This window comes from Dactylosporangium fulvum (genome assembly GCF_025137375.1).
GTDB lineage: Bacteria > Actinomycetota > Actinomycetes > Mycobacteriales > Micromonosporaceae > Dactylosporangium > Dactylosporangium fulvum.
This window is the reverse complement of the sequence record NZ_CP073720.1, coordinates 8,945,820-8,958,609: the sequence shown is the minus strand read 5'-3', so window position 1 is coordinate 8,958,609 and position 12,790 is coordinate 8,945,820. Positions and strand designations below refer to the sequence as shown.

13 protein-coding genes are annotated in these 12,790 nt (G+C 68.5%); 9 read left to right on the top strand and 4 right to left on the bottom strand.

Going from position 1 to position 12,790, the window contains the following annotated elements:
* Positions 1 to 128: 128 nt before the first annotated feature.
* Positions 129 to 1,529, bottom strand: coding sequence for an alpha,alpha-trehalose-phosphate synthase (UDP-forming) (locus Dfulv_RS41120; protein ID WP_259859222.1), 1,401 nt, complete (start codon positions 1,527 to 1,529; stop codon positions 129 to 131).
* Positions 1,530 to 1,534: 5 nt separating this feature from the next.
* Here Dfulv_RS41120 and Dfulv_RS41115 point away from each other — a divergent pair, with 5 nt between their 5' ends.
* The 8 genes from Dfulv_RS41115 (at position 1,535) to Dfulv_RS41080 (ending at position 8,548) form a co-directional block, all read left to right on the top strand.
* Positions 1,535 to 2,194, top strand: a complete 660-nt coding sequence (locus Dfulv_RS41115) for a hypothetical protein (protein ID WP_259859221.1) — start codon at positions 1,535 to 1,537, stop codon at positions 2,192 to 2,194.
* 79 nt (positions 2,195 to 2,273) lie between these two features.
* A complete protein-coding gene (gene ettA, locus Dfulv_RS41110; protein ID WP_259859220.1) occupies positions 2,274 to 3,953 on the top strand; it encodes an energy-dependent translational throttle protein EttA in 1,680 nt (559 codons plus the stop codon).
* Complete coding sequence (locus Dfulv_RS41105) at positions 3,953 to 4,357, top strand: acyl-CoA thioesterase (RefSeq protein WP_259869185.1); 405 nt, start codon at positions 3,953 to 3,955, stop codon at positions 4,355 to 4,357. Before ettA ends, Dfulv_RS41105 begins: the two co-directional genes overlap by 1 nt.
* Positions 4,345 to 4,968 (top strand): hypothetical protein, encoded by a 624-nt coding sequence (locus tag Dfulv_RS41100; RefSeq protein WP_259859219.1) that lies wholly within the window; start codon positions 4,345 to 4,347, stop codon positions 4,966 to 4,968. The genes Dfulv_RS41105 and Dfulv_RS41100 overlap by 13 nt, the downstream gene beginning before the upstream one ends.
* 170 nt (positions 4,969 to 5,138) lie before the next feature.
* Positions 5,139 to 5,675 (top strand): type III secretion system chaperone family protein, encoded by a 537-nt coding sequence (locus Dfulv_RS41095; protein WP_259859218.1) that lies wholly within the window; start codon positions 5,139 to 5,141, stop codon positions 5,673 to 5,675.
* 147 nt (positions 5,676 to 5,822) lie between these two features.
* Positions 5,823 to 7,700, top strand: coding sequence for a translation elongation factor 4 (gene lepA, locus Dfulv_RS41090; protein WP_259859217.1), 1,878 nt, complete (start codon positions 5,823 to 5,825; stop codon positions 7,698 to 7,700).
* Positions 7,701 to 7,723: 23 nt separating this feature from the next.
* Positions 7,724 to 8,200 carry an NUDIX hydrolase gene (locus Dfulv_RS41085; RefSeq protein ID WP_259859216.1) on the top strand — a complete coding sequence of 159 codons (477 nt, stop codon included), beginning with the start codon at positions 7,724 to 7,726 and terminating at the stop codon, positions 8,198 to 8,200.
* Between the two features lie 66 nt (positions 8,201 to 8,266).
* Complete coding sequence (locus Dfulv_RS41080) at positions 8,267 to 8,548, top strand: GlsB/YeaQ/YmgE family stress response membrane protein (RefSeq protein ID WP_259859215.1); 282 nt, start codon at positions 8,267 to 8,269, stop codon at positions 8,546 to 8,548.
* A 207-nt stretch (positions 8,549 to 8,755) separates the two neighbouring features.
* Here Dfulv_RS41080 and Dfulv_RS41075 read toward each other — a convergent pair whose 3' ends face one another.
* From Dfulv_RS41075 to Dfulv_RS41065, 3 genes are all read right to left on the bottom strand, one after another.
* The gene (locus Dfulv_RS41075) at positions 8,756 to 9,676 is read right to left on the bottom strand and encodes a phytanoyl-CoA dioxygenase family protein (RefSeq protein WP_259859214.1); all 921 of its coding nucleotides are present in this window, start codon (positions 9,674 to 9,676) and stop codon (positions 8,756 to 8,758) included.
* A gap of 136 nt (positions 9,677 to 9,812) precedes the next feature.
* Positions 9,813 to 10,718 carry a hypothetical protein gene (locus Dfulv_RS41070; protein WP_259859213.1) on the bottom strand — a complete coding sequence of 302 codons (906 nt, stop codon included), beginning with the start codon at positions 10,716 to 10,718 and terminating at the stop codon, positions 9,813 to 9,815.
* Between the two features lie 61 nt (positions 10,719 to 10,779).
* Complete coding sequence (locus Dfulv_RS41065; protein ID WP_259859212.1) at positions 10,780 to 11,553, bottom strand: enoyl-CoA hydratase-related protein; 774 nt, start codon at positions 11,551 to 11,553, stop codon at positions 10,780 to 10,782.
* A 17-nt stretch (positions 11,554 to 11,570) separates the two neighbouring features.
* On the opposite strand from Dfulv_RS41065, the gene hemW reads away from it, so the two are divergent.
* Positions 11,571 to 12,767 carry a radical SAM family heme chaperone HemW gene (gene hemW, locus Dfulv_RS41060; protein ID WP_259859211.1) on the top strand — a complete coding sequence of 399 codons (1,197 nt, stop codon included), beginning with the start codon at positions 11,571 to 11,573 and terminating at the stop codon, positions 12,765 to 12,767.
* Positions 12,768 to 12,790 lie beyond the last annotated feature (23 nt).

The window sequence follows — 12,790 nt, the reverse complement described above, 5'->3', positions numbered from 1 at the left end:
GCGCCGGCCACGGCCGGACACCACACCGGTGTCCGGCCGTGCCGGGTGCGGCCCGGGCGGCGCCTGGGCTCCGCCTCGCTCCGACCTCTACTTCGCAACAGACCCTAGGTGGGTCGATGGCGGATGTGTCATGACGCTGCGCCGAGTGCTTCCAGGAACGCGTCCGCCCAGGCGCGGACATCGTGCGAGCGCAGGTGGGAATGCATAGCATGCATCCGTTTGCGCCCTTCGACCGGGTCGACGTGAATCGCGCGCATGAGCGCGTCCTTCACCCCGTCGAGGTCGTGCGGGTTGCACAGGAACGCCTGACGCAGCTCGGCCGCTGCGCCGGCGAACTCGGACAGCACGAGGGCGCCTCCGCCGTCGGCGCGCGCGCCGACATACTCCTTGGCCACCAGATTCATGCCGTCCCTCAGCGGAGTCACCATCATGGCGTCGGCCGCGACGTACAAAGCGGCCAACTCAGCCCGACTGTACGACTGATGGAGATAGTGCACGGCCGGTTGGCCAACTCGTCCGTACTCGCCATTGATACGCCCGACCTCACGTTCGACGTTCACCCGGAGGGTCTGGTAGTGCTCCACCCGCTCCCGACTCGGCGTAGCCACTTGTACCATCACCGTCTCCGGCGCCGTGAGTCGTCCTTCCGACAGCAGCTCCCGGAATGCTTTAAGCCTTCTCTCAATTCCTTTGGTGTAGTCGAGCCGGTCGACGCCGAGGATGATCGTCTTCGGCTCACCCAGCTCGGTGCGGATCGCCTTGGCCCTGGCCTGCACATCCGCCGCCCCGGCGAGGCGCTCCATCTCTTCCACGTCGATCGAGATGGGGAACGCCTCCGCGCGGACGGTCCGGCCCTCCCACTCGACGATGCCGCGCCGCACGCGGGTGCCGAGCAGATGTCGGGCCAACTGGACGAAGTTCTGTGCGCCGAGCGGCCGTTGGAAACCGACCAGATCGGCACCGAGCAGACCCTTGAGAAGTTCGGCCCGGCGGGGTAGCTGCATGAAGAGTTCGACCGGGGGAAACGGGATGTGCAGGAAGAAGCCGATCTTCAGATCGGGCCGCGTCTCCCGCAGCAGCGCCGGCACGAGCTGGAGCTGGTAGTCCTGCACCCACACGGTGGCGCCCGGGGCGGCGTCGTCGGCCACCGCCTTCGCGAAGCGCTCGTTGACCAGCCGGTAGGTCTCCCACCAGCGGCGCTTGAAGATGGGGGTCTCGACCGCGTCGTGGTAGAGCGGCCACAGGCTGGAGTTGGAGAAGCCCTCGTAGTAGCGCTCGACCTCCGCCGCACTGAGCGAGACCGGGTGCAGTCGCACGCCCCCGGTCTCAAAGGATTCCTCCGGCAGTTCCGAGTCGCCGACCCCGCCCGGCCATCCGACCCAGGTGCCGTTGCGTTGCTGAAGCACCGGCTCGAGCGCGGTCACCAGCCCGCCGGGACTCCTGCGAAAGCTCACCTCGCCGTCCGGTCCGACGACCTTGTCGACCGGCAGCCGGTTGGCGACCACCACGAATGAACTGTTTCCAGCCACGTGTCGTGTCCTCCCCCTGGGTGATCCACCCTCGTACTTTCAGCCTACTGATCCTCGTGGTCGCCTGGCAGCATGCAGCGGGCTGGCTCACAGGTGCGATCCTGCTGGGCATGTCGCGCTACGAGGCCGCGCCCGAGCGGGAATCGAGCCGGACGGTTGTGGTCGTCCTGCTGTCATTGCTTATCCTCACGATCATCGGTGCCCTTATGGGCTATATCCTCGGAAAGCGCGATATTGAAGACGATAAGTCATCGGTCGGTGACGGAAAGTCTCCCACGAAGGTGGCCACCAGCTCCCGCGCCGCCGAGGCCGAGGAGTGCCCGGGTTTCATCGGGGTGGGTGTGCAGGCGAAAGACCGGAATGCGGCGTTGCCACTGCGTGTTGTGCTGTACATCCGCACCGACAAGAGTGAGGTGTGGATCTGCCGCGAGGACGACGGCACCGGGCTGTGGTATCAGGGCCACGACAAGCAGCGGGGCTTCTACTACACCGACGGTGAGATCCCTGTGTCCGATGTCAACGGCCTGCTCCTTTCGGGCGTGACGCAGAACGGTGAGACGTTCGTCGCGCGGAACAACGGCACCACGTACCAGGTCTCCCGCAAGGAGCTCAAGGTCAGTGGGGGCCAGAACTTCACCGCCGCCGCCGTCGAGGCGCGGCCGTAGCCCGGATTGGGCGTCCGGCGGCGGGCCTGGAAAGATTGACCCGACATCAAGCAATCGTGACCGGAGGTAGGGGCGCACCGTGGCGCAGTACATCTACGTGCTCGAGAAGGCGCGCAAGGCACACGGCGACAAGGTCGTGCTCGACAACGTCACGCTGTCGTTCCTGCCCGGCGCGAAGATCGGTGTTGTCGGCCCGAACGGCGCCGGCAAGTCGAGCCTGCTCAAGATCATGGCGGGGCTGGACAGGCCCAGCAACGGCGAGGCCCGGCTCATGCCCGGTTTCACCGTCGGCATGCTCCAGCAGGAGCCGCCGCTCAACGAGAGCAAGACCGTCCTCGGCAACATCGAGGAGGCCGTCGCCGAGACCAAGGCGAAGCTCGCCCGCTTCAACGAGGTGGCCGAGCTGATGGCGACCGAGTACAGCGACGAGCTCATGGAGGAGATGGGCCGGCTCCAGGAGGAGCTCGACCACGCCGACGCGTGGGACATCGACTCCAAGCTGCAGCTCGCCATGGACGCGCTGCGCTGCCCGCCGCCGGACGCCGAGGTCTCCCAGCTCTCCGGTGGTGAGCGCCGCCGGGTGGCGCTGTGCAAGCTGCTGCTCGAGGCGCCCGACCTGCTGCTGCTCGACGAGCCCACCAACCACCTCGACGCGGAGAGCGTCCAGTGGCTGGAGCAGCACCTGCAGAAATACGCGGGCGCCGTCCTCGCCGTCACCCACGATCGCTACTTCCTCGACCACGTCGCCGAGTGGATCGCCGAGGTCGACCGCGGCCACGTCCACGGCTACCAGGGCAACTACTCCACCTACCTGGAGAAGAAGGCCCAGCGCCTGGCCGTGCAGGGCCGTAAGGACGCCAAGCTGCAGAGGCGGCTCAGCGAGGAGCTGGAGTGGGTCCGCTCCAACGCGAAGGCCCGCCAGACGAAGTCGAAGGCCCGCCTCGGGCGGTACGAGGAGATGGCCAACGAGGCGGAGAAGACCCGCAAGCTCGACTTCGAGGAGATCCAGATCCCGCCGGGCCCCCGCCTGGGCAACGTGGTCATCGAGGCCAACGGCCTGGTCAAGGGCTTCGACGAGCGGGGCACGCTGATCGACGACCTGTCGTTCACGCTGCCGCGCAACGGCATCGTCGGCATCATCGGCCCCAACGGCGTCGGCAAGACCACGCTGTTCAAGACGATCGTCGGGCTGGAGAAGCCGGACGCCGGCATGGTCCGGGTCGGTGACACGGTCCAGTTGTCGTATGTCGACCAGAACCGCTCCGGCCTCGACGGTGACAAGACCGTCTGGGAGGTCGTCTCGGACGGCCTCGACCACCTGATGGTCGGCAAGGTCGAGATGCCCTCGCGGGCCTATGTCGCCGCGTTCGGCTTCAAGGGCCCCGACCAGCAGAAGCCGACCAAGGTGCTCTCCGGTGGCGAGCGCAACCGGCTCAACCTCGCACTGACGCTGAAGATCGGCGGCAATGTGATCCTGCTCGACGAGCCGACCAACGACCTCGACGTCGAGACGCTCTCCTCGCTGGAAAACGCATTGCTGGAGTTCCCCGGCTGCGCCGTGGTCATCTCCCACGACCGGATGTTCCTCGACCGGGTCGCGACCCACATCCTGGCGTGGGAAGGCGACGACGGGAACCCGGCCAAGTGGTTCTGGTTCGAGGGCAACTTCGAGTCGTATGAGAAGAACAAGATCGACCGGCTGGGCCAGGAGGCGGCGCGTCCGCACAGCGTCACCTACCGCAAGCTCACCCGCGACTGATTGTGGCCCGCTTCGTCTACCACTGCGCCCTGCGCTGGTCCGACCTGGACGCGTATGGGCACGTCAACAACGCGCGCTTCCTCACGCTCTACGAGGAGGCGCGCGTTGCCTTGATGTTCACCGCGGCGAAGGCGGCCGGGTTGTCGTCGTTCGAGGGCGGCATCGTCATCTCACGTCATGAGATCGACTATCTGCGTCCGATCGACTACGGCGATCCGGTCCGCATCGAGCTGTGGATCGAGGAGATCAAGGCGAGCCGGCTCGTCGTCGCCTACGAGCTTTTCGACGGCGACGAGATCGCGTCCCGCGCGCGCACTGTGTGCGTGCCCTTCGACCTGCAGGCCGGCCGGCCCCGCCGGGTCAAGGACATCGAGCGGGAGTTCCTCTCGCCGTGGCTTGGCTAGCCGGCTCCAGCCTCTCCGACGCCCGGGCGTTCGTCACCCGGGCGGTCCGGCTGGACCCCGGTGCGCTCGTCCGGTTGCGGCCCGCGGAGGAGGGCGCGGTGGCGCTGTGGTCCCGTCTTCCGTGGGGTGTACTGGTGAGCCGCGGCGTCCGGGGCACACTGCGTCAGGACCGGACCGTGCTCGGCGCCGACCTGCTCACCCGTCTTGACGGCGAGCTTCCCGCATCGCGGGACACTGATTGGCGTTGGTCGATTCCGTTCGGCGCCGGTGAGGTCGTCGAGCGGATCCCCGCCGCCGACGTCCGCCGGGTCGGCGCGGCCGCCGCGCAGACCGTCCGGACCGCCGCGGCCGAGGGGGTCGGCGGGCGGGCCGTCGGCTCGCGGATGCTCCGGGACGCCCTTCTCGACCATGTGCCGATCGTGGTCACCACGGACGACGGCAGGCACATACCCGTCTCGCAGCGTCTCGTCCAGGGTGTCGTCCGGATGGGCTTCGTGGGTGAGGCAGCCGGAGACTTTGTCGATGTCCGAATTTCCGGTCCATGGACGGCTCTGGCCTGCGCATATGGCTCTGCCTGGCATCGTGCCGCCGGAAATGGCCTCATCGGATAGACGGCTGTAAGACCCTCACCCGAACGGGTGGTGCAAGGGTGAAATTGGGGGCTGCCGAAACTCGACCGAACGGGTACCGTCCTCTTTCGGGTCTACCGCCGAGCGAACACAAGCGGCGACGGACCGCACATGCGGGTGGAGGCGCACGGGGGAGCAGGGAGCGCGGAACGATGCCAAGGTGGCCATGGCGAGTCGAGCAGACGCGGACCAACGTCGCTCAGTTGCCGCGGGAGGACGAGACCCCGAAGGCCGTCGGAGCGTGCGACGGAGCCCACGACGACGTCGCCCGGATCGCGCCGGTGACGCTGCAGCGGGTGGCGCAGGCTCTCGAGCAGCTCGAGATCCGATACCTGACCGACGGTGACGGCAGCCTGCTCGCGCTCTGGGAGCGCCACGCGGTGCTGTTCGCGCTCGAGGGGCCGTCCGACGAGATCCTGGTCATCCGGGCGCGGCCGCACGCGACGGTCCCGCCGGACTGGGCCGACCGGTCCTACCGTGTGGTCAACGAGTGGAACCACACACGGCGCTTCTACAAGGCCTACGTCGGCGACCCGACGGACCGCGGCCAGCTGCCGATCTACGCCGAGATGCAGGTCCCGCTGCTCTCCGGCGTCCACGACGCCCTGATCGCCGAGCTGGTCGACTGCGCCGCCGTGGTCGCCATGGGCTTCGTCGACTGGCTCCACGACGAGGGCGCGCTGCTCTAGCGCCGCTGTCGGCGGGCGGCCTGCCAGCAGGCCGCCCGACCGGCGTGAGCAGGCCGTCGAGGCTCAGGGTGGCCGGGGGCGTGGAGGAACGGCGCGGGCGTGGGACGATGTACGAGATCCCCAAGCCCGTACGGAGAACGGACGCCTGTGCCACCGACGATCGACCCCGGCGCGAACCTGCCCGGTGCCACCGCACCGGACCGGATTCGCAATTTCTGCATCATCGCCCACATCGACCACGGCAAGTCGACGCTGGCCGACCGGATGCTGCAGCTCACCGAGGTGGTCGAGGCGCGGCAGATGCGCGCGCAATACCTCGACCGCATGGACATCGAGCGTGAGCGCGGCATCACGATCAAGAGCCAGGCCGTCCGGATGCCGTGGGCGGTCCGCGAGGGAGACCTGGCCGGCGGCTCCTATGTGCTGAACATGATCGACACCCCGGGCCACGTGGACTTCACGTACGAGGTGTCGAGAAGCCTGGCCGCGTGCGAAGGGGCGGTGCTGCTCGTCGACGCCGCGCAGGGTATCGAGGCGCAGACGCTCGCCAACCTGTATCTCGCGCTCGAGAACGACATGCACATCATCCCGGTGCTCAACAAGATCGACCTGCCGGCCGCGCAGCCGGAGAAGTACGCGGAGGAGCTCGCCCACCTCATCGGCTGTGAGCCCGATGACTGTCTCCGGGTCTCCGGGAAGACGGGCGTGGGCGTGGCGCACCTGCTCGACGAGATCGTCCGGCAGTTCCCCGCGCCGAAGGGCGAGTCCGACGGCGCCGCCCGCGCGATGATCTTCGACTCGGTGTACGACGTCTACCGTGGCGTCGTCACGTACGTGCGGGTCATCGACGGCCGGATCGAGGCCCGGGACCGCATCCGCATGATGTCGACCGGCGCCGTCCACGAGCTGCTGGAGCTGGGCGTCATCTCGCCCGAGCCGGTCAAGAGCGGCGGCCTGGGCGTCGGCGAGGTGGGATACCTCATCACCGGCGTGAAGGACGTCCGGCAGTCCCGGGTCGGTGACACGGTGACCATCAACGCCAAGCCGGCCACCGAGCCGCTGGGGGGCTACAAGGACCCCAAGCCGATGGTCTACTCCGGGCTCTACCCGATCGACGGCTCCGACTACCCGCTGCTGCGTGACGCACTCGACAAGCTCAAGCTCAACGACGCCGCACTGGTCTACGAGCCGGAGACGAGCGCCGCGCTCGGCTTCGGATTCCGCTGCGGCTTCCTCGGCCTGCTGCACCTGGAGATCATCCAGGAGCGACTGGAGCGGGAGTTCAACCTCGACCTGATCTCGACGGCGCCCAACGTGGTCTACCGCGTGATCATGGAAGACGGCAAGGAGCACGCCGTCACGAACCCGAGCGAGTTCCCCGAGGGCAAGGCCGGCCAGATCTACGAGCCGACGGTCCGTGCGACGGTGCTGACGCCCAACGACTACGTCGGCGCGGTCATGGAGCTCTGCCAGGGGCGGCGCGGGTCGCTGCTCGGCATGGACTATCTGTCGGCCGACCGGGTCGAGTTGCGGTACACGCTGCCGCTCGGCGAGATCATCTACGACTTCTTCGACCAGCTCAAGAGCCGTACGAAGGGCTACGCGAGCCTCGACTACGAGCCGAGCGGGGAGCAGCAGGCCGATCTGGTGAAGGTCGACATCCTGCTGCACGGCGAGCCCGTCGACGCGTTCAGCTCGATCGTGCACAAGGACAAGGCGTACAACTACGGCGTCACGATCGCCTCGAAGCTGCAGAAGCTGATCCCGCGGCAGCAGTTCGAGGTGCCGATCCAGGCCGCCATCGGCAGCCGCATCATCGCTCGCGAGACGATCCGGGCGATCCGCAAGGACGTGCTCGCCAAGTGCTACGGCGGTGACATCAGCCGGAAGCGCAAGCTGCTGGAGAAGCAGAAGGAAGGCAAGAAGCGGATGAAGATGGTCGGCCGGGTCGAGGTGCCGCAGGAGGCCTTTATCGCCGCCCTGTCGACCTCCGACGCGCCGAGCGGGGACAAGCCGAAGAAATGAGGCACTGTCCCCGCTGCGGCGGGGTGCTGACGCAGGCGCCGCCGGTCGTGTGCGGCGCCTGCTCGTACGCCACCTACGTCAATCCCCGTCCTTCCGGCGGGGTGGTGCTGCTCCGCGGCGACGAGTTCCTCGCGATCCGGCGCGTGCGGCCGCCGCGGGAGGGGCACTGGGACCTGCCGAGCGGGTTCTGCGACAGCTTCGAGCACCCGGCCTCGGCGGCGGTCCGGGAGGCCCGCGAGGAACTGGGCGTCGAGATCGAATTGGGCGATTTTGCCGGTATGTATATTGGCGCGTACGAGTTTCAGGGTGAATCGCTGCCCGTGCTCGACTGTTTCTGGCTCGCCACGATCGCGACCGGCGAGATCACCCTTGATCCGGCCGAGGCCAGCGAGTATGCCTGGTTCCGCCTGGACAGCCCGCCCGAGATGGCATTTCGAACCATGGATGCGGTGTTGCGCGATGTGATGACGAGCCGATCGTCTGTCCGTTTGGTCCCCTGAGCCGGTGGGCAATAGAAGCTCAACCGCAAAGCACAACCCCCTGGTTGAGGTTCTGAGGAGGAGACCGTGACTGTCACCGGAATCATCACCGCGCTGATTATCGGTCTGATCATCGGTGCGCTCGGGCGGCTGGTCGTCCCCGGCCGGCAGAGCATTCCGATCTGGCTGACGATGGTCATCGGCGTCGTCGCCGCGCTGCTGGGCACCGTGATCGCCAACGCGATCGGCATCGCCACCGACACCCCGGGTGTCGACTGGGGCGAGCTGCTGGTCCAGGTCATCCTGGCCGCCGTCGGCGTGGCCCTGGTGGTCGGTGTTTCCGGCCGCGGTCGCCGTACGCTGCCGTAACGTAGCGCTACAAAGCGTCCGGCCCCCGGCCCTTTCGGGTTCGGGGGCCTTGCGCTGTCTGCGCTCGGCTCCGTGTCGCTCGAGTTTCCTTGCACCATGATCGAGGGAAGGATTCGGTCGCTGAGGCAGCCGAATCTTTCCCTCGATCATGGCCCGACTCCGACGCGGCGCCCGTCAGGTCGGGCCGCGCGGGTCAGCAGCAGGGGACTAGCGGAGCCAGGGGACGGAGCGGTCGAGGAGGCCGCGCGTCTTGAGTTCCTTGCGGAGCGGGATCTCCTCGTCGATGTACCCGTTCCAGTTGATGCCCCAGTGGTTCGCCGTGTGCGTCGCCTCGCCGCAGAGCTGGCGCTGGACCGGCGTGCGGTTGGCCCACCACTCGCTGTTGTAGTCGATCGGCATGTCGTCCAGGTTGCGGATCCACCGGTAGGTGTAGCCGATGAACAGCATCTTGCGGGTGACGTCCGAGTAGTTCGGCGACCGGGAGTGCCAGAGGCGCCGGTCGAAGATGAAGCAGTCACCCGGGTTGGCCGTGATCTCGACGGTGCCCTCGGGGTCGGGGTTGTGCACCGTGGTGTCGGCCGGACGGGGCAGTGAGTTCCAGAGGTGGCTGCCCGGGATGACCTTGGTGGCGCCCCGGCCCGTCTCCGACAGGTCGGAGATGACGTAGGCGATCTTCAGCGAGAACATCGGCCGAGGCAGGTTCGGGTCCATGGTCTCCGGGTCGGAGTTCTGCCGGTACCCGTCCTGGTGCCAGCCCCACGAGGGCGGCTCCTCCTCGGACGTCGGAGGCGTGACGTCGAGGTGGTTGTGGTGCGTGTAGATGTTCCAGCCGGCCAGGCCCCACATGTAGGGGAAGAGGGTCGGCTGGGTCAGCAGGTGCCCGAAGAGGTCGTCACGCGTCAGGAAGCCCAGCAGGTGCAGCGTGCCGTCCTTCTTCATGCTGCTGGAGCCGGCCGCTTTCTCCTCGGCGTAGACCCGGTCCATCGCGGCTTCGAGCTGCGCGCGGTGGTCTTCCTTCAGGACGTTGCGGACCAGCAGGAAGCCCTGATCCAGGAACTCCTTACGGTCGGCCTCGCTGATCGGCTCATAGCCGGTGAGACCGTCGTAATCGGGTGCAGCGGACGTCATGTCCTCCCCTTACTTTTGCCAACGAGGGAACGACCGATCGTAACGCGAGGTGCATATCCGTCCGACTCGGGAGTTGGCCACCTGACAATGTACGAACGGGCGACAACCCGCTGGTCGCGCGGAACGTCAAGGCCTTTCAGTAGACCTCGGCGACGACCCGCTCGCCCGCCGGACCGGCATTGATGCCACCACGCTCCGTGACCCGCGCCCACTCACCGCTGTCGGCCGTCCACTGCATGTCGTTGAAGACGACCCGCTTGACGCCGTGCTCCTGGGCATGAGCGACCAGCCAGTGTGCATACTGCCAGCCGGTCTTCGGCTCGCGGACCTTCAGCGCCACGCCGACGAGGTCGGCGACGTCGGCGGTGCCGATGTTGCCCCAGTCGAGCTTCAGGCTCGCGCCGAGTGCCTTGGCGGCCTCGGGGCCGTGGCTGCCGTCCTCGGTGACGCTGCACGCCACCGCGCCGGTGACCTCGCCGGTCAGCGCGCGCACCATGATCTCCGACTCGTCGGCCCACTTCTCGTAGGCCTCCGGGTGGGCGCTGCGCTGCACCGCCTGGGCGGCGTCGGTGACCCGCATCTGCTCCCAGCCCTTGACCTTGAGCAGGCCGGTGTAGAAGGCGTTCGCCGCATAGCGCGGGTCGGCGATCTGCTCCGGTTTGCCCCAGCCCTGACTGGGGCGCTGCTGGAAGAGGCCGATGGAGTCGCGGTCGCCGCCGGAGAGGTTCTCCAGCTTGGACTCCTGCCAGGCGGTCGCCAGCGCGACGACCAGCCCGCGGTGCGGGATCTTGCGTGTGATGCCCACGGCGGTGATCGTCGCGGCGTTGGCGATCTGCTCGGCGTCCAGCGCCACCGCGCCGGAACTCGCGGCCGAGCCGGAGGCGGCGTTGGCCGAGGCGTCGCCGGCATTGACGACACACGCCCTGCCCATCGGGATGCGCAACGGCAGATTTTCGCCGATGTGCCGCAGGACGAAATAGGCGCCGATGACCATGGCGACGGCGACCACCGCCGTCACCGTGACCGCCCGCCGGACACGCATCGTCACCTCCCGCCAAGAGAACTCGACCAGCGTACGTTCCCGCCGCTACCAGATTCGGACGTCACGCCCCATCCGGGATCCAATTCGGGTCTCGTTTCTCCCGAAAGGCGAGGATTCCCTCGACCCCTTCGCTCGATCCGAAGTATTGGACGGACAGTTCGGTCAGTTCCGCCACGTCGTCACGGAACGTGTCCGATTTCCGTCGGCGCAGGAGCTGTCTGGTGCCCGCGAGGGCGCCGGGCGCTCCGCGGACCAGCGCCGCGACGTAGCCGGCGACCGCCGCGTCGAGCGAGGCCGCGTCCACCGCGGCGGTCACCAGGCCCACCTCGGCAGCCCGTGCGCCGTCGAAGGTGTCCCCGGTGAGGAACAACTCGGCGGCCGCCCGCGGTGACAGCCGGGGCAGCACTGTGGCGGAGATCACTGCGGGGATGACGCCGATGCGGACCTCCGAGAACGCGAACGTGGCGTCCAGGGTGCAGACCGCCAGGTCCGCGGCCGCGATGAGGCCCAGGCCGCCGGCGCGCGCCGGGCCGGCCACCCGTGCGACCACCGGCTTGCGGCCCTCCCAGATGGCCGTCAGGACCTCGCCGAGCCGGTTGATCGGCGGCTTTCCGGTGCCGAAGGCGGCCGCCGTCTCCTTGAGATCGGCGCCGGAGCAGAAGACGGGACCGGTGTGGGAGAGCACGACGACCCGCACGGTGCCGTCGGCCTCCGCGGCCGCGAGCGCCGCGAGCAGCTCCTCGATCAGGGCCGTCGACAGCGCGTTTCGGTTGGACGGGCTGTCGAGGGTGAGCGTCGCCACGCCCCGCTCGGTTTGTGACCGCACGAGAGACATGCGGGCACACTAGTGAAATGCCCGGAGCACTGCCAGAAGGCGAGCCGATCCCACCCGACGGTTCGTTGCCCGACGGTGTCGCCGACGTCGCCGGCGCGAGCGGCTTCGGCGTCTACGTCCACGTTCCGTTCTGCGCCACGCGCTGCGGCTACTGCGACTTCAACACCTATACGGCGAGCGAGGGCGTGGTGAGCACCGGCTACGTCGAGCAGGTCCTCGACGAGCTGGCCCTGGCGGCCAAGGTGGTCCGGCCGCCGCGCGTCGACACGGTGTTCTTCGGCGGCGGCACGCCCACGCTGCTGCCGCCGGCCGAGCTGGGCCGCATCCTCGAGGGCATCGACCGGACCTGGGGCCTCGCGGCCGACGCTGAGGTCACCACCGAGGCCAATCCCGAGTCGGTCGACCTCGCGGCGCTGCGCGAGCTGCGGGCGGCCGGGTTCAACCGGATCTCGCTCGGCATGCAGTCGGTCGCGTCGCAGGTGCTCGCCGTCCTGGACCGGCGCCACACGCCGGGACGGCCGGCGGCCGCGGTCGCCGAGGCGCACGCCGCCGGATTCTCCCGCGTGAATCTCGATCTCATCTACGGCACACCCGGGGAGCGTGCCGAGGACTTCGCGTCCTCGCTGCGCACGGCGATCGACGCCGGCGTGGACCACGTCAGCGCATACGCGCTCATCGTCGAGGACGGCACCCGCATGGCCGCCCGGATGCGCCGCGGTGAGCTGCCCTATCCCGACGACGACGTGGCCGCCGACCGATACCTGGCGGCGGAGGAGACGCTCACGGCCGCCGGCTTCGGCTGGTACGAGGTGTCCAACTGGTCACGGGAGTCGCCCTGCCGGCACAACGAGCTGTACTGGCGGGGCGGCGACTGGTGGGGGCTCGGGCCCGGCGCGCACAGCCACATCGGCGGTGTGCGCTGGTGGAACGTGAAACACCCGCACACGTATGCGGCGCGGCTCGCGGACGGGGTGTCGCCGGGGCAGGCACGTGAGGTACTGACGCCGGAAGAACGTCACATGGAGGACGTGCTGCTGCGGATCAGGCTCTCGGACGGGCTGCCGCTGCCGGTGCTCTCCCCGGAGGGGCTGGCCGGTGCGCGGGACTGCCTGGCGGACGGTCAGCTCGACGCCGCCGCCTTCGAGGCGGGCCGGGCGGTGCTGACGCTGCGGGGCCGGCTGCTGGCCGACCTCGTGGCGCGCGCTATCACTTAGGGTGATCGGCGGGCGCGCGCCAC

Excerpts from the sequence above, each read along its gene's own strand:
- Dfulv_RS41095 (WP_259859218.1), top strand. The coding sequence starts at position 5,139 with ATGCCAAGGTGGCCATGGCGAGTCGAGCAGACGCGGACCAACGTCGCT.
- Dfulv_RS41075 (WP_259859214.1), bottom strand. The coding sequence starts at position 9,676 with ATGACGTCCGCTGCACCCGATTACGACGGTCTCACCGGCTATGAGCCG.
- Dfulv_RS41070 (WP_259859213.1), bottom strand. The coding sequence starts at position 10,718 with ATGCGTGTCCGGCGGGCGGTCACGGTGACGGCGGTGGTCGCCGTCGCC.
- Dfulv_RS41065 (WP_259859212.1), bottom strand. The coding sequence starts at position 11,553 with ATGTCTCTCGTGCGGTCACAAACCGAGCGGGGCGTGGCGACGCTCACC.
- hemW (WP_259859211.1), top strand. The coding sequence starts at position 11,571 with ATGCCCGGAGCACTGCCAGAAGGCGAGCCGATCCCACCCGACGGTTCG.